The 23,292-nt window shown below is 47.5% G+C and carries 18 protein-coding genes; 11 read left to right on the plus strand and 7 right to left on the minus strand.

Going from position 1 to position 23,292, the window contains the following annotated elements:
- Positions 1-4 precede the first annotated feature (4 nt).
- Positions 5-1,081, minus strand: a complete 1,077-nt coding sequence (locus FSB84_RS13610) for a M48 family metallopeptidase (RefSeq protein ID WP_130544405.1) — start codon at positions 1,079-1,081, stop codon at positions 5-7.
- Between the two features lie 646 nt (positions 1,082-1,727).
- Between FSB84_RS13610 and FSB84_RS13615 the strand changes: the two genes are divergently transcribed.
- The gene (locus FSB84_RS13615; protein WP_130544404.1) at positions 1,728-2,105 is read left to right on the plus strand and encodes a VOC family protein; all 378 of its coding nucleotides are present in this window, start codon (positions 1,728-1,730) and stop codon (positions 2,103-2,105) included.
- A 433-nt stretch (positions 2,106-2,538) separates the two neighbouring features.
- Here the strand turns inward: FSB84_RS13615 and FSB84_RS13620 are convergent, their stop codons facing one another.
- Positions 2,539-4,806, minus strand: a complete 2,268-nt coding sequence (locus FSB84_RS13620; RefSeq protein WP_130544403.1) for an aconitate hydratase — start codon at positions 4,804-4,806, stop codon at positions 2,539-2,541.
- Positions 4,807-4,972: 166 nt separating this feature from the next.
- Here FSB84_RS13620 and FSB84_RS31700 point away from each other — a divergent pair, with 166 nt between their 5' ends.
- From FSB84_RS31700 to FSB84_RS13660, 8 genes are all read left to right on the plus strand, one after another.
- Positions 4,973-5,194 carry a PspC domain-containing protein gene (locus tag FSB84_RS31700; RefSeq protein WP_127130204.1) on the plus strand — a complete coding sequence of 74 codons (222 nt, stop codon included), beginning with the start codon at positions 4,973-4,975 and terminating at the stop codon, positions 5,192-5,194.
- Positions 5,195-5,270: 76 nt separating this feature from the next.
- The gene (locus FSB84_RS13630) at positions 5,271-6,266 is read left to right on the plus strand and encodes a helix-turn-helix domain-containing protein (RefSeq protein ID WP_130544402.1); all 996 of its coding nucleotides are present in this window, start codon (positions 5,271-5,273) and stop codon (positions 6,264-6,266) included.
- A 628-nt stretch (positions 6,267-6,894) separates the two neighbouring features.
- Complete coding sequence (locus tag FSB84_RS13635; RefSeq protein WP_130544401.1) at positions 6,895-7,689, plus strand: DUF4382 domain-containing protein; 795 nt, start codon at positions 6,895-6,897, stop codon at positions 7,687-7,689.
- Positions 7,690-7,789: 100 nt separating this feature from the next.
- Complete coding sequence (locus FSB84_RS13640) at positions 7,790-8,410, plus strand: RNA polymerase sigma factor (protein WP_130544400.1); 621 nt, start codon at positions 7,790-7,792, stop codon at positions 8,408-8,410.
- A 60-nt stretch (positions 8,411-8,470) separates the two neighbouring features.
- Entirely contained in the window at positions 8,471-9,640 is a 1,170-nt protein-coding gene (locus FSB84_RS13645) for a FecR family protein (protein ID WP_130544399.1), read from the plus strand.
- Between the two features lie 257 nt (positions 9,641-9,897).
- Positions 9,898-11,247, plus strand: a complete 1,350-nt coding sequence (locus tag FSB84_RS13650) for a TlpA family protein disulfide reductase (RefSeq protein ID WP_158643894.1) — start codon at positions 9,898-9,900, stop codon at positions 11,245-11,247.
- Between the two features lie 13 nt (positions 11,248-11,260).
- Entirely contained in the window at positions 11,261-14,788 is a 3,528-nt protein-coding gene (locus tag FSB84_RS13655) for a SusC/RagA family TonB-linked outer membrane protein (protein WP_130544397.1), read from the plus strand.
- 18 nt (positions 14,789-14,806) lie between these two features.
- Entirely contained in the window at positions 14,807-16,144 is a 1,338-nt protein-coding gene (locus tag FSB84_RS13660; protein ID WP_130544396.1) for a RagB/SusD family nutrient uptake outer membrane protein, read from the plus strand.
- Positions 16,145-16,223: 79 nt separating this feature from the next.
- On the opposite strand, the gene kdsA is transcribed toward FSB84_RS13660, so the two are convergent.
- From kdsA to FSB84_RS13685, 5 genes are all read right to left on the minus strand, one after another.
- Positions 16,224-17,045, minus strand: coding sequence for a 3-deoxy-8-phosphooctulonate synthase (gene kdsA / locus FSB84_RS13665; protein ID WP_130544395.1), 822 nt, complete (start codon positions 17,043-17,045; stop codon positions 16,224-16,226).
- 72 nt (positions 17,046-17,117) lie between these two features.
- Positions 17,118-17,867, minus strand: a complete 750-nt coding sequence (locus tag FSB84_RS13670) for a LytR/AlgR family response regulator transcription factor (RefSeq protein ID WP_130544394.1) — start codon at positions 17,865-17,867, stop codon at positions 17,118-17,120.
- Positions 17,868-20,930, minus strand: coding sequence for a sensor histidine kinase (locus FSB84_RS13675; RefSeq protein WP_130544393.1), 3,063 nt, complete (start codon positions 20,928-20,930; stop codon positions 17,868-17,870). It lies immediately after the preceding gene.
- A gap of 74 nt (positions 20,931-21,004) precedes the next feature.
- Entirely contained in the window at positions 21,005-21,496 is a 492-nt protein-coding gene (locus FSB84_RS13680; RefSeq protein WP_130544392.1) for a hypothetical protein, read from the minus strand.
- 46 nt (positions 21,497-21,542) lie between these two features.
- Positions 21,543-22,061: a hypothetical protein gene (locus tag FSB84_RS13685; RefSeq protein ID WP_130544391.1), complete on the minus strand. Its 519-nt coding sequence runs from the start codon at positions 22,059-22,061 to the stop codon at positions 21,543-21,545.
- A 195-nt stretch (positions 22,062-22,256) separates the two neighbouring features.
- Between FSB84_RS13685 and FSB84_RS31045 the strand changes: the two genes are divergently transcribed.
- Together FSB84_RS31045 and FSB84_RS13690 are read left to right on the plus strand one after the other, a co-directional pair.
- On the plus strand, positions 22,257-22,409 hold the full coding sequence (locus FSB84_RS31045) for a hypothetical protein (protein WP_225980065.1): 153 nt from the start codon (positions 22,257-22,259) through the stop codon (positions 22,407-22,409).
- Between the two features lie 2 nt (positions 22,410-22,411).
- Positions 22,412-23,206: an NAD-dependent epimerase/dehydratase family protein gene (locus tag FSB84_RS13690; protein ID WP_225980097.1), complete on the plus strand. Its 795-nt coding sequence runs from the start codon at positions 22,412-22,414 to the stop codon at positions 23,204-23,206.
- The last annotated feature ends 86 nt before the right edge of the window (positions 23,207-23,292 follow it).

The raw sequence follows: 23,292 nt of genomic DNA on the forward strand, positions 1-23,292 counted from the left end.
TCGTTTAGAAATTTTCATAGAGTGCATGAAAGGTAGTCTGTAAAGTTGAATCGGCGGTTGGAGCGGAAGGGTAATTTTTCAGCTGCGCATTCACATTGGCCACTCTCTTATCAAAAACAGGGTGTGTGCTGAGAAAGTTCACTGCCTGTGAACCTCCTTTTGTTGCATCGTTGAGGAGGTTCATCAGTCGCACCATTCCTTCGGTATCCACCTTGTTCTCATGCATCAGTTTCATGCCATTGTTATCGGCTTCGGTTTCCAGTTCACGGGAATATTCGAGACCTTTGAGCCTGTCCGCATTTTGCACCAGTATGGAAGTGATACCGGCGTCACTGCCAAAGATCAGTGTCAGGAACATCTGCCTCGACAGGCTCTTGAACATATTGTTCAGCGAGTGACGGAGAGCAATATGCGAAGCTTCATGTCCCAGTAATGCGGCCAGTTCTTCCGGTGTTTTCATGTTGTCGAGAATGGCGTCGAACACTACAATATGCCCACCCGGAACGGCAAAGGCGTTTACTTCAGGACTTTTCACCACCGTGATCTCGATAGGATAACCCGTTTGGTAGTGCAATTGTTTATAGAACTGGTTCAGCAATTTTGTTTTAACAGAATCCACTTCATAGGCCGCGATGGTGGCTTCATACATTTCCTGACCAAGACTGATCTCGGTTTCTTTTGAAAATGAGCCGGCCACTTTTCCGCCAAGCCAGGGAGCTATCCAGATATAGCCGATGAGGATCAGTCCGCAAATGATGCCTGCAATCAACACCATTTTACTGAGTACAGAATTGAACGCGCGCGCTGGTGCATTACCGGTAAATTTCTGGTGACGGAAATTCTTTTTGATGGCCTGCAATAATTCCTGACCGCTGAACTGCAGATTTGAATTTTCACCTCCCGGACCTGCATAATGCAGTATGTACCCGTTGGTAGTTTCTTCAAGTTGTTTGATATGCTCTCCCAGCCAGTGAATGTCCTGCTGCTGGTTGTTCTCGTCTTTATACCTGATAGTGAGTGTTACCGAAGAAAGGATAACGGTTACGGGCTGGTGGTTATACGTTGCAGAATAAGTAGTCATTATTATGTTGGATCGGTGCTGATAATGCGCTAAAATACAAAAAACAAAACCTTGAAGACTGAACCGTTCGTAACCACCGGCGGCTCAATCAATTCAAGGTTTGTTACACCGAAAAAATCCATCCATATGCGATAAAGATTCCCCACCAGTAACAATCGCATACCGGAAGTCCCCGGAAGGATGGAAAAAGACCAGGTTTAATAGTCAATAGTGATGATCAATATGAGGGCAAGCTACAGAGAATCAATTGTCTTCCATTGCGTAGAACTACGGGAATGGGTGCGTGGTTCTCTGGAAAAATCTTTTGTTTTGCTGGCCGTGGGGGAGTGTGGCGGACGGCTGATGAAATGAACCGGCACGGGAGGATTTTTGTTAGGCAATTGTGATAGGGATGGGCGGTGGTAAGTCTGATGGGCTGCTTCGCTTACATTTCATAGGCCGCCCACTCACACTCCCTCCACGGCCCAACTCACCCTGATGGGGCATTTTTCCAGTGAACACGCTGGGGGGAATGGAATGGGGGTAAATGTGCAGCAGTGTTTGGGAATGGTAAATTTTATGGTTAGGGAAGAAGATGAACTGGAAAAATGGAATAGTATTTTCAGATATTGATAACAGTTAGTTTAATAATACAACATAGTATAATATGACATTCAGATATGCAAGACATACAACAGACTTGAAGAGAATTGAAAAATTTTATACGGAGATAGTGGGACTTCAAAAATTAGGCAGCTTTGAGGCACATGAGGAGTATGATGGGATTTTTCTTGGTATTCCGGGACTGGACTGGCACCTGGAATTCACCGTCTCTCCTGAAAAACCACATAGCAAATTTGATGAAGATGATATTCTCGTTTTCTATAAAGACTCACCAGCAGAACTGGCTTCCATGAGAAGCATCATTGAACGCCATCATATTCCCTTCGAAACGCCCAAAAATCCCTACTGGTCCAGATACGGCCTCATGATCTCCGATCCCGATGGCTACAAAATAATGTTTGCACTCAAGCACCAATCATAACGGCAATCTGTAGCCCCGATATCTGTTACCGGCGCCCAAAGCCATCAATAATAGGGAACAAGCCGTTCTCTAACATCTGCGCATAACCCATACAGGTAGTCAAGCTTTCCCTAATAATAAACAATGATGCACAATTACCCCCATCACCACCCACCCGCATTATCCCTGTTGCACCTGAAGAGGGTGCGAGGTGACCGGAATGGGTCAGGGAAGAGACGGTCTTAAAAACAGGCGTTACAAAAGCCCGGTTATGTTCTCCCGTCCACATCCCAACTACAGCTCATTCTTTATCCAATCGCGTAACCCTGTTTTTTCCACCGCCGACCCCTGGCCCGACGGCCACCCAAAAAAACAGAGTACCACAGGGATAATGCACCCAAACAAAAAAAGCCGCCCTGGAGCGGACGGCTTTCACAACTAAAAATGATAAACACTATTTTTTAGCGAACTGTGCACGGATTACATTGAGTGCGCCACCTGCTTTGAACCACTCGATCTGTTGATCATTATAAGTGTGGTTCAGGATTACATTGTCCTTGCTGCCGTCTTTGTGAGTCAGCACCATGGTGATCTGTGAGCCCGGAGCGAAAGTGGTAAGACCATTGAGATCGATCACATCGTCTTCCTGGATCTTATCGTAGTCGGCTTTGTCGTTGAAAGTAAGTGCGAGCATACCCTGTTTTTTCAGGTTGGTCTCGTGGATACGTGCGAAGCTGCGAACGATGATAGCGCGAACGCCGAGGTGGCGTGGCTCCATGGCTGCGTGCTCGCGGCTGCTGCCTTCACCGTAGTTTTCGTCGCCTACAACAACAGTTCCGATACCGGCTGCTTTATAAGCGCGTTGAGTGGCGGGAACAGGACCGTATTCTCCGGTGAGCTCGTTCTTTACAGTGTCTGTTTTATCGTTATAAAAATTCACTGCGCCGATGAGCATGTTGTTGGAGATATTGTCCAGGTGACCACGGAATTTCAACCAGGGACCTGCCATGGAGATATGGTCAGTGGTACATTTTCCTTTTGCCTTGATGAGGAGGCGGAGTCCTTTGAGGTCAGTTCCTTCCCAGGCAGCGAAAGGCGCCAGGAGTTGGAGACGCTGAGACTCGGGACTAACGATCACCTGTACACTGCTACCGTCTGCAGCAGGGGCCTGGTAACCGGGATCGTCCACGGAGAAGCCTTTGGGAGGCAGTTCAACACCTGTGGGCTCATCCAGTTTCACATCTTTACCTTCTTCGTTCTTCAGGGTGTCTGTGAGCGGGTTGAAGGTGAGGTCACCGGCAATGGCAAAGGCAGTCACGATCTCTGGTGAAGCTACGAATGCATGGGTGGAAGCCAGACCGTCGTTACGCTTGGCGAAGTTCCTGTTGAAGGAAGTGATGATGGAGTTCTTGCGATTGGGATCGTCGATATGACGGGCCCATTGACCGATACAGGGACCGCAGGCATTAGCGAGTACCACACCGCCGATCTGGTCGAACGTTTTGAGGAATCCATCTTTTTCGATAGTATGCCTTACCAGTTCGGAACCGGGGGTGATAGTGAATTCAGCTTTTGCTTTCAGTTTTTTTGCGATGGCTTGTTCGGCCAGTGACGCGGAGCGGCTGATATCTTCGTAGGAAGAGTTGGTGCAGGAACCGATGAGGGCCACTTCGAGGCGCTCGGGCCAGTTGTTGGCTCTTACAGCTTCAGCGAATTTGCTGATAGGCCATGCGAGATCCGGAGTGAATGGTCCGTTCACGTGTGGTTCCAGTGTATTGAGGTCGATCTCGATCAGTTGATCGTAGTATTTTTCGGGATTTGCGTATACTGCTTCGTCCGGGCGGAGATGTTCGCGAACGCCGTTGGCCAGGTCAGCCACTTCGGAACGGCCTGTAGCGCGGAGGTAGTCGGCCATTTTCTCGTCATAAGCGAAGAGGGAGCAGGTTGCCCCGATCTCGGCGCCCATGTTACAGATGGTGCCTTTGCCGGTGGCAGAGAGGCTGTCTGCACCTTCGCCGAAGTATTCAACGATAGCGCCTGTTCCGCCTTTTACGGTGAGGATACCTGCCACTTTCAGGATCACATCTTTAGCGGAAGCCCATCCGGAGAGTTTACCGGTGAGTTTTACACCGATAAGCTTGGGCATTTTCAGTTCCCAGGCGAGGCCGGCCATAACGTCTACGGCGTCTGCGCCACCAACTCCGATGGCAACCATGCCGAGACCACCCGCATTGGGGGTATGGGAGTCAGTACCGATCATCATACCTCCGGGGAAGGCGTAGTTCTCGATCACCACCTGGTGGATGATACCGGCCCCGGCCTTCCAGAATCCGATCCCGTATTTATTGGAGATGGAAGACAGGAAGTCATATACTTCTTTATTTACATTTAATGCATTCTTAAGGTCCTCAACGGCGCCAGTTTTAGCCTGGATGAGGTGGTCACAGTGAACAGTTGACGGAACCGCAACCTGGTCGCGGCCGCAGGTCATGAATTGGAGCAGTGCCATCTGGGCAGTGGCGTCCTGCATCGCAACACGATCCGGAGCGAAATCCACATAATCTTTTCCCCGGGTATAGGCTTTGGCGGCCGGTTCGTACAAATGCGCATATAATATTTTCTCTGCCAGCGTCAGCGGCGTGCCTGTCAATTTGCGCGCGGAGTCTACTTTAGCCGGCAGGCCCGCGTACAATTTCTTGATTAAGTCCAGATCAAAGACCATGATAAATAATTTAGATTTACGGAAAGTGGTGCGAATTTACCTAAAAAATGGTTTATCAAAATAACACGGGGGCTATACAATGTGTTTTATATTTTATAATTTAGTGGTGTGAACCAAACCCCTGGGTCAGGTCTCAGGCATTTTACCCGTTAAAAATGATTATTCTGTGAATCGTTTGAGACAATTTATAGAGTGGCAAGCCTTTGGTGTATGCTCTGCTATGGGCGACCGATTAGGTATAGCTACGGCCCGTATCCGCACCTGGTTCGTTTACATATCATTTCTCACAATGGGTTCCCCATTGATCGTTTACTTTGTTTTAGCGTTCTGGATGAACATGAAACGTTACATCTTATCCGGTCGTCGTAACCCGCTGAAATACCAATAGTCCTTTTGGTGTTTTTGTTTTAAGGCCACACTGATAATTGCCTGCACCGGTAGCGGCATCATTTAAAATTATTTCGGTGTTCCATCTAGACTACACTCATACCAATTATGAAGCGTTTGTGCACCATGTTGGACAGCGCCTCAATGTGCCTGTGATCAATAATGAGATCCAGTTCCCACAGGATACTGCAACAGGCACTTTTACCTATGTGGTCCTGCCCAACGGGCTCGAGGCCACCCTCATCAATTGTGTGCTCAACGACGACTGGCTGATCCATCGGAAAAAGATAGCCGAAGAGTTCTATGTACTGCGGGTAGATATGCTCACGGTGCCGGGTACCCTTGTTGTGACCATCGATGAGGACAAGGTGAAAGACATGAACACTTCCAAATCCATCGCCTACCTGACCAGTTCCCTGTTCGACTGGAGCTACTATAGTACCAAGGGCACCACCTATGTGGGGGTATCCATCCTGTTCAATAAGGAGTGGCTGGCCAGGTACCTTGACCTCGAGACGGCCGAGAATGTGCTCTCCACCTATATCTCACTGAAGGCGGAGAACATCAATATCGTTCCGCTCGATAACAAGTTCCGGCAATGGATGCAAACTGTTATGGAAGTGGAGCAGGATAATCCCCTCCGGCTAACCATCATCCAGAACCGAATCATGCTGATGATCGAAAGGTTTTTCGCCATCATATATGAGAAAATGCACAACCCCGCCTTCCGCGTACCACTCAGTCAGGAAGACATCAACAGGGTGATGCAGGTGGAAGCCATTCTCACCAGAGACATCTACCAGAGCCCTCCGCCAATTTCACAACTGGCCAAAATGGTCAGCATCAGTGAATCCAAACTGAAGAAGGATTTCAAAGTGATGTACGGTTCGCCTATCTATGAATATTACCAGAAGGCCCGCATGCAGGCTGCGCAGGATAAACTGCTAACAGGTAAATATTCTGTTAAAGAAGTGGCGATGGAACTGGGCTATGCCAACCTCAGCAATTTCACTATCGCCTTCAAGAAAGCGTTCGGGGTGCTTCCGAGCAGACTTTTGTCAAAACAGGTATAGACATTAAAACAATTTTAACCGGCTGGTACACGTTGCGGGCATTCCTGTGACGCCTTCGGTTATACATTGCCCTGCGTGGGTGGTAGCTTTGCATCAGCAAACAAGAACCGAGAAAATCCAAAAGAAAAATCGAAAGGAAGTCCCGTTTTTGATCCATGAACGCTAGAAAAGCCTTCACCCTGAATCCCACCCAAGAAAGCGCGAGATACCTTTGAAAACATTACATAAAATCAGCCTCTGCAAAGAGGCTTTTTTTATTGTATCCGCTGCCGGTAGCATACGGCAGATCAGGGAACAATGCTTCAACTCAGGGCGAGCCCTACGGAAGAAAGCATAAAGAGAAAACTGAAAGATCTTTTTAAAAAAGCGCTTAGCTATCTCCGCTGTAGTTTGACACAGGAGCGGCCTGGATCTCTTCACCCGCAACATGAAAGTCCGCTGAACATTCTTAAGGCCATATGTCGTGCTCAGGCAATATCCTCCCGCGCCGGTTTGTTTTCCAGCCGGCCTTCATACCTGATTTGCGAAACCCTGCCTTGCAAAAACAAAATTGCGGTTGTCCTTCACTTTACCTGACCGATATGGCACAGTTTTAGCCTTACACATTTTGTTACAAAACATCCACATTATGAAAAAACTATGGTTTTTCGGGGCAGTGCTATGTTCCGTTTCAACCCTGATGCTGACCTCCTGTTCCGAAGACGATCCCGTTAATCAGACCGCACGCCTGGAAGTAAGACTCACAGACGATCCCGGCGACTACAAAGAAGTGAATATCGATATTGTGGATATTCAGATCAATATTACAGACAACGACAACAATGGCTGGCAAAGCCTGCCCAATGTCAGGAAAGGCATTTACAACCTGCTGGACCTGGTGAACGACAAAGACACGATGCTGGTGAATGCCGATATTCCGGCAGGCAGGGTACAACAGATCCGTCTGGTACTCGGGCCAAACAATACCATCAGATTGAATAATGGAACGGTTGAGCCTTTACAAACGCCCAGCGCGCAACAAAGCGGTCTCAAACTGAACATCCATCAAAATGTACTGGGAGGTATCCTGTATACCCTGGTGATGGACTTTGATGCGGCCCGATCCATTGTTACAACAGGAGGCGGTAAATATATTCTGAAACCTGTGATCAGAACAGTATTGAAAGAAGCCGGCGGCAGTATCGCAGGTGTGGTGGTGCCATATGATTTCCGTACAGCCGTTTTTGCTATTCAGGGAACGGATACTTTAGCCGGTACCCTCACAGATACCCTGGGTAATTATCTTATTCGCGGATTGGATCCGGGAAGTTACACGGTAGGCTATGCGCCAGGCAATGCAGATTATGATACACAAAACAAGGCTGGCGTTATTGTAACAACAGGACAAGTAACAAAGCTTGATACTGTGGTACTGGCGCATTAATAAAAATTGTGATTCAGATTTAAATGAATCAGGGCCATACTTCAAAAGAGGTATGGCCTCTTTTTTGTAGAGAATTTTTCCAGACCTGACTGCTACACGTATGGAAAAGCAAACTGACCTTCTACTGCTCGCCCGGTTCCGCCAGGGCGATGAGCAGGCTTTCAAACAAATCTTTGAGCGGTTTCACAAAGAGCTTGTGAGCTTTGCAACTTTTATTACCGGTCAGCAAACAGCAGCGCAGGACATCGTAATCGACGTCTTTCTCAAGATCCTTCCCAGGTCTGGCCAGTTCGCTTCAATAGAAAAGATAAGGTCATACTTATATGTGCTGGTGCGGCACGCGGCTTACGCCTTCAATGAACAAGAGGGCCGTATGAGAAAAAAACAACAGGAGTATTTCTACCTGCAGCAATCGGCCTCTGTTGATCCGGAGTCGCCCATGGATCAGGAAGAAATGATGGCCCGTACACTTCAGCAACTCTATGAGTACGTACAGCAACTTCCTCCACAGGAGAAAAAAGTATTCATAAGAAAGATCATTCAACGGCAATCCGTTGAAGAGATCGCTGCTGAGCTCAATATCTCTGCCAAGACCGTTTATAATCTCGCAGGTTCTGCCATTTCCCGCCTCCGGCAGTGGCTTGGGAATATGCCATATCCCGGCGCTTTGATCCTCATCAGCGCTTTTGTAGAATTATTTTCAGAAAAAAAGGAATTCTGACCGGGAATAAATTCCTTTTCACCCTTCTATATCCGGAAGACCGGAAAAAAACGATTCCACATGCAGGATAATCAACAAAAACAGCGGCTCATAGCATTGATGGTGAAGAAACTTTCCTCCACTATTACTGAAGAAGAACAGCTGGAATTACAGTATATGATGGATGAAGATCCTGCTGCCAGATCCTTTGCTGAGCAATTCGATCCGGCATTCGTGGCGCGGGAACTGGCCAGGAAAGATCATATCGATACGGCAACGGAATGGGAGAAACTCAGGCAGCTGGTGTTATCCGGCAACAAACAAACGCCTGTCCGCCGGATACTGGTAAGGGCAGCCGTGGCAGCTTCATTGATCATACTGGTAGCATCGGCTTTGTACCTGATGTTGAAAAAGAAAGATGAGATGCCTGCAAAACAAATTGCGCATACTGATGCCAGTCATATCCTGCCGCCGGATGGCAAAGCGATGCTCACCCTGGATAACGGGGAATCCATTGTGCTGGATAGCCTGAACAGTCAACACCTGGCACTGAAAGCACAGGGCGTGATTGCCATGAACGACCATGAACTGCAATACGGGGCAACAGGAGCGTCCGCCGTTGTATTCAATACGATCTCAACACCTAAGGGTTCATCCTATAAACTATTGTTGCCAGATGGTACCCGTGTATGGCTCAATAACGCATCATCCGTAAGATTCCCAACGGCCTTTACCGGGAAAAGCAGGGAGGTGACCACTTCAGGTGAGGCTTTTTTTGAAGTGGCGAAAGACAACAGCAAGCCCTTCATCGTTCAATCCAAAGAAGTAAAAATATTGGTACTTGGCACCAGTTTCAACCTGGAAGCATGGCCTGAGAAAAATTCCGTGAATGCCACACTCCTGGAAGGCGCTGTGCGCGTGGAAAACAAATCAGGCGCGGCATTGCTGAAACCTGGTCAACAGGCAAAAGTGGAAAATAATATCGCCGTGATCAACAATACGGATATTGATAAAGTGATAGCCTGGAAAGAGAACAGGTTCGTGTTCCGCGCCAATACAATCCATGAAGTAATGGACCAGCTGGCAAGATACTATGATCTCGAGGTAGCATATTCGGGGAATACCACATCTTCCCTGTTTGTGGGCAGTTTCATGCGAAGTGCACCATTATCGGAGATTCTGGAATTCCTGGAAAAAACAGGAGCCGTCCATTTCAAAATTGAAAACAGGAAAATAACTGTATTGCCATGAAAAATACTCTCTGTGTTGAGCAGCTGATTGCTCCTTAACCCCAACAATTCCCGCGGAAATGCGGCTGGTCTGTGTGATGGTAGTTGCAGATTGCAACTGCCCGGAAAAATATTTCAATAAAGCAGCTGTTGCCATGGGGTAACAACAGAACACTATTGGATCCGGCAAAGTCCCCAAAAGGCCGGAATGGAAATGTATTGTCTGAACCTTAAATATAGTATATGCATTACCGTTATTTTGCTCTGAAATTTGCTTTTATGCTGCTCCCTGCTTTTACAGGAACAGTATTGGCTCAAACCGCCGTATCCGCCAGGATCGGAACGGGCAACGATCAGGTTTACAGGATCGGCGACAAACTGCCCGACCTGCAATTCAAGAACCTCATCAATTACAGTGCTTCACAAACCAGTCTGAACGCGCACAAAGGAAAACTGGTCATCATTGACTTCTGGGAACAGGGTTGTTCCCTCTGCATGGAGATCTTTCCAAAAGTGCAAAAGTTGCAGGAAAAATATAAAGACAAAATGCAGTTCATCACAGTGACCAAACTGACTGATAAAAAACAGTTTGCCAGGGGAATGGAGATCTTTCCCGCATTGAAGCATTTCAAACTGCCTACAGTGCTGCTGGATGATCAGCTGTTTAAGAATTTTCCATTTGAATCCATTTCCCATCTCGTTTGGATCAACGGTAATGGTGTGGTGAAAGCCATTACCAGCTCGGATTATGTTACCGAAGAGAATATTCAACTGGCGTTGAAAGGAGGCGATCTGCCCTGGCCGGTAAAAAACGATGTGTTGAATTTCGAGGCGGGCAGGCCATTGCTGCATTTCGAAGCAGACAGGGTAAAACCGCCCTCTGAACTTTTCTATTCCGCACTCACTGCCCATATCGATGGAATAGATCCAATAGACCAAAACCTGGAGGATACTATTAACAATACATACACGTACATCAGGTACAATCATCCTGTTGGGTTGATCTGCGATGTGTCTTTGACCGGATTCGGATCCGGCAGGATCGATCCCAAACTCCTGGTGGTTGAGGAAGGAGATAAGAACAGGTTCATTTTCACCAAAGGAAAAGGGTACAGGAATGTCTGGCAAATGAAGAATTCTTATTGCTACACCATAAGATTGCCACTTTCAATGACGCAGGAAGAAAGAGGGGAATTCATCAAAAACGATCTTACCCGCTGGCTGGGTGTAATAGGCATCACGGCAAAAATGGAAGAGAGGGAAATTCCCTGTTATGACCTTGTAAGAACTGCGGACGGTAAACCCTTCCCATTGTCGAAAAAAGGAAAAGAAGAAAAAGCAAAAGCAGTATATCCATTCGATAGTTCCCATTTCACCAATATCCCACTGGCTTCCCTGTTTAATGTTGACTATGGCTATTTCAATGAATTCCCTCATCTCATAATGAACAAAACCGGATACTCAGACAGCACCAGGGTAGATCTCAATTTCAGTGCGGATTACCTAAGCAGTCCGGAACAATTCAAGAAAGAACTGCAGCAATATGGACTGGACCTTGTTCCCGCCACAACCAGAATGAAAGTGCATGTGATCTCAGACAAGGGGTACAGCAGAAATCTGAAACCATAACAAACTAACTGCTATGAAGAAATTTTTAGCACTGACAATTCCGGGAATGCTGCTGATGCTGACCACTGCGGCACAGTACATTTCACTATCGGTAAAAGAACAACCGATCAGCATTGTATTCCGGGAGATCGAAAAACAAACCGATTATCGCTTCGTGTATGTGATGGATGCGCTGGAAGGGGCGCAGCCTGTATCGCTTAAAACAGATAGAATGCCGATCCTGGATCTGTTGAAAAAACTGTTCGGGCCACAACCGCTTCGCTATGAAGTGTCAGGCAAAACTATTATTGTGAACAAAAGGAAAACAGAAAACGATACAAATCCTGCCGGCAGCAATGATCTGCTGGACCTGAAAGGAAAAGTGCTGAATGAAAAAGGCGATCCTGTGATTGGGGCCACCGTTGCCGTAAAAGGGTCGGAACGATCCACCGCTACTACGCTCGATGGCAGCTTCACACTGAGGGGTGTGCAAAAGAGAGCAGTGATCATTGTATCGAATATCGGGTTTGAAAGCCGCAGCATCAAACTGTCAGGCGATGCCGAGATCACGGTGGTATTGAAACTGTCGCCCACGGAAATGAAGGAAGTTGTAGTGATGAACACGGGATACCAGCAACTGCCGAAGGAGCGTGCTACCGGCTCGTTCGAGCAGATCAGTGAGAAGAAATTCAATCAGCGTTTCAGCACGGGTATACTCAATCGCCTGGAAGGTTTGAGCAGCACCATCCTGATGGACAGAAGATTCCTTTCTCCCGGTTCCTACAAACTGGAAAAAGGGAATATCAGTATACGCGGGCTCAGCACTATCACGGAAACCATCAAGTCGCCACTGATCATCGTGAATAATTTCCCCTACGAAGGCGACCTTGAAAGCATCAATCCCAATGATGTGGAAAGCATTACCGTGCTGAGGGATGCTGCCGCAGCCTCCATCTGGGGCGCGAGAGCGGGCAATGGTGTAATTGTGATCACAACAAAAAAGGGGAATTATAAACAGGCTGCGCGGGTTACCGTCAACTCCAATCTGATGGTGATGAACAAGCCGGATCTTTTTTACATGCCCTATATGTCTTCCCGGGACTTCATCGATGTGGAGAGAATGCTATTTGCTAATGGTAAATACGATAATGATATCAATCCCGGCAACCAGATGAGGCCGGCCATTAGTCCTGTTATCGAGATCCTTGCCTCACAAAAGAATGGATCGATAACGGAAGAAAGAGCCAACCAGATGATCGATAGCCTCAGCCATTTTGATGTGCGCAATGATTTCAGTAAATATGTGTACAGGTCTGCTGTGACGCAGCAATATGCAGTGAATCTGTCCGGCGGTTCACAGAATATGAAGTATGCCCTGTCTGCCGGGTTCGATAAAGAACTGCTCACCCTTATTGGTAATGATACCAGGCGGATCACGCTGAGATCGGATAATGCCTATATGCCAGCCAAAAACCTGGAGATACACCTGGCGGTGAATGTTGCATCAGCTTTGTACAATAACAATGCGATCGGTGAATTCGGAAGCGGTGCATGGAATTATTTCAATCAGTATCCTTCCAAATTGCTTTACCCTTATGCTTCACTGGCAGATGAAGAAGGACGCCCACGCAGTATCCCAAGAAATTACAGGATGAGTTATATCAATTCGCTGCAGGTGCCAGGTTTGCTGAACTGGGAGTACAAGCCTTTGGATGAGATCAGGCTGGCAGATAATGCAACAAAAAAACTGGACCTGTTACTGGAAGCAGGCATCAACTATAAGATCATCGATGGCCTGCAACTCAACGTTAACTTTCAACATCAGGTTGCCAATGTAAATATGGACAGGCATCACAGCCTCGAAACTTATTATGCAAGAAATCAGATCAATCTTTTCTCGCGGTGGGAAGGAGATAAGCTGGTGAACCGTATTCCAAGGGGGGGCATTTTTTTCCAGTCCGAGGGGCGTGTACAATCAACTGTAGGAAGAGCACAAATCAATTTTCAACGAACATTCAAAGAAAAGCATCAGCTTGTAATGCTGGCTGCCTCAGAAATAAAGGATGCCAAAGAGGAGTCCACCAGCTGGACCACATATGGGTACAACAAACAAACCTACTCTTCAGCTCTGGTGAATTATGATACCTTGTACTCTTTGTTCGATGGTTTGGAATATGGAATGGGCAGGATATTGGCCAATCAGGGCTTTACCGGATTCACCAATCGCTTCATTTCATTTCTCATGAATGCTTCCTATATATTCGATAATCGCATAACCATCACTGGCAGTGCCAGAAGGGATGCTTCCAACCTTTTTGGCGTTGAAACCAATAACCGCTGGCAACCGTTATGGTCCGTTGGAGCCAGCTGGGAATTATCGCGCGAAGGATTCTATCGTTCCGATCTGATCCCTTTTCTGAAGCTCAGGGCAACTTATGGTACCAGGGGTAATGTGAACAATCAGCTGAGCAAAATAGTTACCATCGTGCGAGAACCTGCCATGTTCAGTCCGCTGAATATTCCGTTTGCAACCATCGTTTCTCCCTCTGATCCCAGTCTTCGCTGGGAAACGGCAGCCGATCTCAACCTCGGACTGGATTTCAAATTAAAGAATAACAGGCTGACGGGAACGTTGGAATATTTTCACCGGAAAGCAATTGACCTGGTTTATCATGCGCTGGTAGACCCCTCAACCGGATTGAGCTCTGTGCAGAAGAACAGTGCCAGTCTTTCTACCAAAGGCTGGCAGGTTGAACTGGGCAGTGTTGTGCTTAACGGACCATTCCAGTGGACCTCCAGTCTGGCGTTGAATTACACTTCATCCAAAATTACAGACTACCAGATCGATGATAAAGGAAGAACAGCCAGTGGCGTGATTAGAAGTGGCGTTGGTCTTTTGATGTTGAGAGGGAAGGATCCCTATGGACTTTTCAGTTTTCCATTTGCCGGCCTGGATCCTGAGAACGGTGATCCGAGAGGATATATCGGCGATAAGATCAGTAAAGATTATTATGCCTTACTTCAACAGGCCGCAGATACTACCAGGCTGGTATATCATGGTTCCGCCATTCCCAGGTATTATGGAAATTTTCTGAATACATTTTCCTGGAAAGGATTCAGTCTGGCGGTGAATGTGCTGTATAAGCTCGGTTTTTTTGTGAGGAAAAATGGTGTGACTTATGAAACTCTTTTCGATAACGGCATCATACAACCGGAAATGGAAAAAAGATGGCGTCAGAAGGGAGATGAATTGTTCACCAATGTGCCTTCCATGATCTATCCCATTCAGGATAGTTACCGGGACCAATTCTATAATAACTCAGAAGCCAATGTGATCAGGGGCGATAATATCCGGCTGCAGTATGTGCGGCTGTCTTACCAGGTAAATAAACCGGTGTTCGGTGCAAAATTCATCCAGTCGCTCGAGCTTTCCTGCAGCGCCAATGATCTTGGTTTTATCTGGCGTGCATCCAAAGACAGATTGGACCCGGAGTTCTTCGGTAGCGAAGGGCGTTACTTGCTCCCAAAGAATTACACCGTTGGTTGCAGGATTACATTTTGATCTAATAAAATCCAGAACATGAAAAAGTGTAAATTAATTTTGGTGATGGCGGTTTGTTTCTCGCTCACTGCCTGCAATAAATTCCTCGATGAGAAAGCTGACCGGCGACAATCTGTTCCGGATAACCTGGAAGATCTTGAACTGATGCTGGACAATGCATTCGATCTGAATGCCGGCTCGGGTGTAGTGAATAGCTCCACTGATGAGTTCTACCTGAGATCGGATGATGTTGAAGGGCTGCCGCAGATCTATCGCGATCCTTATACCTGGGCGCCACAAACGGAAGCAATATTCGACTGGCAGAAATTTTACAAAGCGATATTCATTGCCAATACAGTGCTGGAACAATTGGAAAAAGTGGACAGGGCTTCTGATCCTGTAAGATGGGATTATTGTAAAGGTGCGGCGCTTTATTTCAGGGGCTATAATTTATTCCAGCTTAGTCAGCAATATGCGCCTCATTATCCCGGCAATGAAAACTCTCCGCTGGGATTACCGTTGAGGTCAAGCTCGGATTTCAACAAAGTGGTTACAAGGTCAACGCTGAAAGAAACCTATGATCAGATGATGCTGGATATACGAGCCTCCATGCCGTTGCTGCCTTCAAAGACCTATCCTCCCATCAGGCCCTCCCGATGGGCTGCTTACGCTATGCTGGCCAGACTGCACCTGCTGTTGGAGAATTACACTCAGGCATTTGATTATGCTGATTCCACTCTTGCTGTTTCAGATGATCTGATGGATTACAATACCATCGATCCCAGCCCTGAATTTCCCATCCAACGTTTCAATCCGGAAGTGATCTATCATATAATGGACGATGGAGCGCTCACAGCCGGCTACACACTGGTGCGGATCGACAGCGTATTGTACCGTTCATTTGAAGAAGGAGACCTGCGGAAGAAACTCTTTTTCATCGATAATCACGATGGCTCATTTTCTTTCAGGGGAAATTATACTTTCAGTTATTATTTGTTCCATGGGCTGGCAACAGATGAGATCTATCTTATCAAAGCCGAAGCAGCAGTGAGAACAGGAAAAGTGGACGAGGCATTGGCCAGCCTGAATACATTATTGCAACATCGCTGGGCCCCTTCTAAATTCCAGCCTGTGAACATAAGGGACCAGGATGCGCTGCTGGTGAAGATCCTCGATGAAAGGAAAAAGGAAATGATCTTCCGTGGTCAGCGTTGGAGCGATCTCCGGAGACTGAACCGGGATCCGCGTTTCCAAATTACCCTCCGCAGAGTGATTAACGGTCAGGAGTATACGCTTCCGCCAAATGATCTCCGGTATACTTTTTTGATTCCACCGCAGTCTATCAATATCAGCGGAATTCCCCAGAACCCACGCTAACATATTGCTGAAGGACGGTGCCCAATAAAAATCCCGGCTTTATGGCCGGGATTTGTTTATTCTGAAACAATGATGTTGATTACACTACTGCTTTCCTCAGCTTCACCAGTTGCTGCAGCAATGGCTCCAGCTGGTCCAGTTTCAGCATATTGGCGCCATCAGATTTGGCAACTGCAGGATTGGGATGTGTTTCAATGAACAAACCATCCGCTCCGGTAGCGATAGCGGCTTTGGCAATAGTACCGATCAGTTGGGGATTACCACCGGTAACGCCGCTGGTCTGATTCGGTTGTTGGAGGCTGTGAGTACAGTCCATCACCACTGGTGCGCCATGCTCTTTCATCCAGGGAATATTGCGATAGTCCACTATCAGGTCCTGATAACCGAAAGTATTGCCACGGTCTGTTAGGATCACTTTGTCGTTTCCGGCATTGCGGATCTTTTCGGCAGCGAACTTCATGGAAGGACCGCTGAGGAATTGTCCTTTTTTCACGTTAACGATCTTGCCGGTTTGTGCAGCTGCTTCCAGCAGATCTGTCTGACGGCAGAGGAATGCAGGGATCTGCAGCACATCGATGTATTGGGCGGCAATGGCCGCTTCTTCGTGTGCGTGGATATCTGAAGTAACAGGGAGTTTGTATTTGTCTCCTGTCTTCTTCAATAATTGCATCGCCACTTCATCACCGAGTCCGGTGAAAGAGCTTCCGCTGGTGCGGTTGGCTTTGCGGTAAGAGGCTTTGAAAATATAAGGGATGCCAAGGTTTTTGCAGATGCCTGAAACTTTATCGGCCACTTCCATCAACAACTCTTCACTTTCCACTACACAGGGGCCGGCGATCAGGAAGAAATTATTCTCGTCATACTGCTGATTGGCGAACAGGTCTTTTAGCATTTTTTCCATGGCCGCAAAGATAAGACAGATTATCCATTGGGCATAAATGAGTGGCTGACAGTCAAATGTTAAATAATTTGGCTATTTGTTGGCCAGCATCCGCTGCAGGAATTCTTCTTTTTTCCTTCTCGCCACATCCACATAATTCCCGTTTTGCATTTCTATTTGTCCACCATCGCCCTTGATGTATCTTTTCAGGTAGGTGAGATTGATCAGGTGAGAATGATGGGGCCGGAAGAACTTATCATTCGGCAATAATTCTTCAAATTCCTTCAGCGTTCTGCTGGCGGTGAGCTTTGCATGATTGGTGAAATGGATCACGGTATAATTGCTGTGCGCTTCCAGGTGAATGATATCGTCCACATTGAAAAACAACAATCCTTCCAAAGTGGGTATAGCTATTTTATTAAGTGCTGCATTGCGTTGCAGGTTATCCGCCAGTACTTCCAGCTTACGGCCGGTTTCCGGCTTCCCATGTGATTGAAGGATCTTACTGATGGTATTGCGCAGTTCTTCGATGTCTACCGGTTTGAGCAAATAATCGAAAGCTGCAAAACGGATAGCGCGGATGGCATATTGATCATAAGCAGTAGTGAAAACGAGATGGAATTTCTTCTCAGACAATTGCTGCAGCATGGCAAAGCCATCCATTCGCGGCATTTCAATATCCAGGAAAACGATCTGTGGCTGCAACTGGCTGATCAGTGCAATGCCCTGCAGGCCGTCCGCGGCTTCGCCGGTTACGGTCACTTCCGGACAATAATCCTGCAGTTTCTTTTTGAGGGCGATGCGGCCCTTCACTTCGTCGTCGATAATGATGGCAGATAGCATTTATTGAATTTTAAGTCGTACTTCAATGCGGGTGCCTGCGGGCTGATCATGTTCATGAAGGTCTGTGATCAGAACAGAGGCATCGGTTTCCTTATTGAACAATTTTACACGGTCGCGGGTCATGGCCATTCCGTAAGAAATATTTTCTTTCCGGATATTGGTCTTGGTGGCGGAGCGGCCCACACCATTGTCTTCAATCAGGTACAAAAGATAATCGTCTTTCCTGGAAACGGAGATGATTAGTCTGCCATCATTACCCGGCCTGTTGCGCAATCCATGCAGGATGGCATTCTCCACATAAGGCTGGATGATGAGTGGTGGAACTTTCAGATCGTCCTGCAAAATATCTTCCGGCACATTGAAACTGACGGTGAATTTATTTTCGTTGCGCAGCTGTTCCAGTTCGATATACAGTTTCAGTGTGTTCAGATCCCTGCTGAGCGGAATGGCTGGTTGGTTGGAACTGTCCAGGATATTGCGGATCAGCTTCGCGAATTTGTTCAGGTATACGGTGGCGTTATATTTGTCGTTGCTCTGGATCAGTGCGTCGATGCTGTTGATGCAGTTGAAGATGAAGTGAGGATTCATCTGTGCGCGGAGCGCCATCATTTCAGTTGTGCTGATCTTTTGCTGCAGCGCTGCTTCGTGCCTGATCTGTTTGATCCTTCTGCGCAGCAGCCACCAGGTGAGCGCAATGGCCAGCAGGATCAGCAGCGCCAGGAACCAGGAGGTCTGCCAGAACTCAGGCAGGATGGTGATCTGCAGCCGGGTGATGGCTTTGTTCCAATTGCCCTGGTTATTGGCCGATCTCACTTCGAATGTATAATCCCCTGGTGATAACTTGGTATAGTTTGCAGTACGCTTATTTCCGCAGTACACCCAGTCTGCATCCACGCCGGATAGTTTGTACGCATATACAGTTCTGTTAGTATGCGAAAAATTGAGTGAGGAGAATTCGATGTTGAAAAAATTCTGATTGGGCTGCAACCTGATATGCTGTTGCAATTGCAGGGAAGAATCCGATTGATAAGGATGGTTCATCACATGAAAGCCGGTGATCACAGGAGGCGGATTGAATTTGTCTGCCGGTACATTGCCGGGATGAAACCAGGTGAGGCCTTCTATGCCGCCGAAATACATCATGCCGCGTGCATCGCGGTAGCAACAATTGGTGTTGAACTCGGTTCCCTGTAATCCGTAACTGACATCATAGTTGAGGAATTTTTTGGCCTCGGGATCGAAACAGCTGAGGCCGTTATTGGTGCTGAGCCACAGGCGTTGCTGCTGGTCCTGCAGGATGCCGTAGACCACATTATTGGCAAGGCCATCTTCAGTTTGCCAGATCTTTATCACAGCTTTCTTTTGCGGATCATATTGCACCAGGCCATTGTCTGAGCCGATCCAGAGCTGACCGGTCCTGTCCTGGTAAAGACTACGCACATTCCTTGTATTGAGCTGAGGGAGATCGATGGAGCTGATGGAATTGTTTGCGGGGTCCAGCAATAGCAATCCCATGCCTTCAGTACCCATCCAGATGCGTTGCCGGTCATCTTCATAAAAACATCTCACCACGGGCTTATTGTACAAGAGCATACTGTCTTTATCGATCCAGTTCGTCCATTTTTCCATTTCCGGATCGAACTGATATAATCCGTTCATACCGCTGACCAGCAGTGTATTTCCCTGTGAGGGTCTGAATACGGAGTAGAGCCAGGTCTTGCTGATATCTTTCCCGGTGGAGTAGGGAGTGAAAGCATTGGATGGGTGAGCATTGAGGTCAAGTTTGCAGAGTCCTCCCCAGGTGGCGAGCCAGAGCTGACCGGCTTTGCCGGGCGCGATACCATAAACGGTATTGTGCGTAACGCCGGATGGACTGATGTCTTTATAACTGGTAAAGCTATTGTTGTTGGTATTCCATTTAACCACGCCGCCATTTTGTGCGCCGATGAAAAGTTGCCCGTCTCCGTTACTGTAAAGGGAGAAAAGCATATTGTCGTTCAGCTGTGTGTTGTTGCGGTAATTCTTTCGAATGGTGTGAAAGATGGAATTATAAATATCGTATTTGGCAACGCCGCCTCCGCTGAGGCCGATCCAGATGATGCCCTGCCTGTCTTCAAAAAGCGAGAGCACGAAATCTTTGCGCAGCGAACCGGGCTGATCTTCGCGGTAGCGGCATCTGGTGAATTGTGCAGTGAAAGGATTGTATCGATAGAGCCCTTCATTGCGGGTGCCGATCCAGAGCTGTTGTTCTGAATCGGCCATCATGCAGTTAACGGCGTGTAATGTGCCTTCGATGAGTGGAGGCGTAAAAGCATGGGTGAGTCCGGTTACAGGATCGTAGATCAGGATACCATGCTCTGCAGTACCGATCCAGAGCTCATTGTTGAACCAGCAGAGGGTGCGGAATTTCATGCCTTTGCTGATCGAGTGGTTCATGGGAACCAGGTTGAACCGGTCTCTTACAGCATCGTACCAGTAGAGATTGTTGAGATCGCATATCCATATCCGGTTGTGGTTGTCTGCTGTGATGTCTATCAGACGGTCGTTCTGCCCTTCTCCTGAGAAGTAATGCTGGTAGTGGCCATTACCGTCCACTTTGAAGAGTCCGTTGTAGCGGGTGAGTATCCAGGTATTGAGCTGATGGTCTTCGAATAGTTTCAGGATGCTGACGCTGTCTGGAGTGGAAGCAGGCTGACGGAAGAATTTGCTGAAGGTCTCAAATTGTCCGCTCTGAGGGTTGAGCAGGAAGAGGCCATCCTGCGTTCCTGCCCATAAGCGGCCTGAATGGCCGGCCAGCAGGGCATCTACCTGGTTGGATGTGGAAGCGGATCCGGCAAAAGGCTTACGATAGGAAATGAACTCATAGCCATCGAAACGGTTGAGCCCTTCCTGTGTGCCCATCCAGATAAACCCGTGATGGTCCTGTGTGATGGAATAACCGCTGTTTTGTGAAAGCCCGTTGAGCGAAGTATAGTTTTCAAAATACAGGTCCTGTTGCCGGGCAGCAAGCTGCTGACAGCAAAGCAGGAAGCAGGCAGCCAGAAAATATCTGATGGCAATCAAGAGAACAGGTTTACATGCAAGTTAGAATTTATCGGCAGCCTGAGGAAGCTACCGTTATATTTTATTCAGGTTTGTCAGGGAAGGTTATAATATGCCCGCATGGCTTCATAATTGGATACATCAGGCCCTGCAATGGCTTTGTTGCCGGGAAGCAGTCCCAGGTTTATCTGTTTGTTGTTGTAGATACGGATCACCCGGACCTTTGAATAGGCTTCACCGGCTCCTGACTTATCGATAAAAATGTTCACCTTGTTGTTTTCATAGCCGATACTCACCCTGTAATTGGTTGCACCTCCAACACCTGAGCCAGGCAATGCATACCACCTTTTAATAGTTCCATGATAAATGTAAACATGCCAGGAAGAATTGTTCATGGTATCTTCGGTAGTATTGATCTGAAGGATACCGAAAAAATTTGCAGCCAGGTCCAGGGGCCCGAAATTGTATTGAACGGCATTGGCATTGCCATCCAGTCCGGGATCGCCTTTATCGCCCTGGTCGCCTTTCTTGCAGGAGAAGATAGCCAGCATGCAAATGGCTGAAGCAATAACAAGTGTTGATCTCATTCTTAAGCATTAATAATTTGAAGAATAGATTTCCATTGGTTGAATATTATTTTCCTGCCTGGATATTCCTTACAGCCACCTTGCTGAAATAGCCGCGTATGGTATAGGTATTCCCCTGCTGGTCTTTCAATGAACCGGAGAAGCTGCCGCTGCAACTCTTTCCGTTCATGGCGATGAGGGAAAACTGTCCTTCCGTTGGCGTCAGGCTGGCCGGGATCCCGCTGCCATCGTGATAGATACTGATACTTGCTTTGCCACGCTGTTGCCGCTGGTCCAGTACATACTTTCCCGAGCGTGAACCGCCGATATAGCCCATCATGGAAAACTTGCTGTCAGGGCTGTTCATTTCGATCATCAGCACATCGGAATCCAGCACTGCATTGGCGGTACGGCTCTCGTAACTGGCTATCTTATTACCATCACGAATGATGGTGATACTGGCCGTTGCGCTGTCAACCGGCGCTGGTGCTGATTTTCCCTGTATGATGCTGTCTTCCGAAGTTTGTCCGCATGACGGTCCGAACAATAATAAACAACACAGATAATAGAAGCGCTTAACCATCATTGTTGTATAGTTGATATTTCTCATGCCGGGTAGTGAAACAGGGTGCAGTCCGGCAAAGTTTGGCGGAAGGGGCTGCGTAATGAAGACATATTTAGCGGATTACGGGATCGGGTGAGCAAACGGTAGTTAGTAAATTTTTTTGAGGATGACCGCATACGGTTTACTTTTACGCCCCATAAAGGAAATTGTATCCATATGATGAAAGAAAAGATCCTCGTTATTGGTGCATCCGGTCAGATCGGAGTGGAGCTGACGCTTGCTCTCCGCAATATCTACGGAAACAACAATGTTATAGCATCCGACCTCAGGGAAGAAAATGAGCTGCTGAAAGGCACCGGCCCTATGTGAGCATGGACGTGATGAATAAGGAAATGCTGCACGTGCAGGTGATCCGTCAGAACATCACGCAGATCTATCTGCTGGCAGCGATCCTCTCCGCCACCGGCGAGAAGAATCCCAACCTGGCCTGGCACCTCAATATGCAAAGCCTGCTGAACGTGCTGGACATTGCTCGTGAAGAGAAACTCAATAAAGTGTACTGGCCAAGCAGTATTGCCGTATTCGGTCCTACTTCTCCGAAAGAGAATTGTCCGCAGCAGACCATCATCGAGCCTACTACCGTGTATGGTATTTCAAAATATGCGGGAGAGTTCTGGTGCAACTATTATCATCAGCGTTATGGAGTGGATGTGCGCAGCATCCGTTACCCGGGCCTGATCAGCTTTAAATCCCCTCCCGGCGGGGGAACTACGGATTATGCTGTAGAAATCTTCCACGAAGCACTGGAAGAGAAAAAATACACCTGCTTCCTCAAAGAAGATACTTATCTTCCAATGATGTATATGCCTGATGCCATCCGTGGCACCATCGAACTGATGGAAGCTCCGGCCAGCAAGATCAACGTGCGTCATTCCTACAATCTTTCAGGGATGAGTTTCTCTCCCAAAGAGATCGGCGCAGAGATCAAAAAGCATATACCGGATTTCACGATCGATTATAAACCCGACTACCGCCAGGCCATTGCCGACAGCTGGCCTGCAAGTATCGATGATTCCGTGGCGAGAAATGACTGGGGATGGAAGCATGAGTTCGATCTGGCAAAAATGACCAAAGACATGCTGGTGAACCTTGAAAAAAAAGGATAGAAAGGGAAAATAGACAGGGATCAGGGGTTACAATTTGATCATGCAGATCACATAGATATGATTGTGTTGCTTGCATATTTCAAAAA

The organism is Pseudobacter ginsenosidimutans, assembly GCF_007970185.1.
GTDB lineage: Bacteria > Bacteroidota > Bacteroidia > Chitinophagales > Chitinophagaceae > Pseudobacter > Pseudobacter ginsenosidimutans.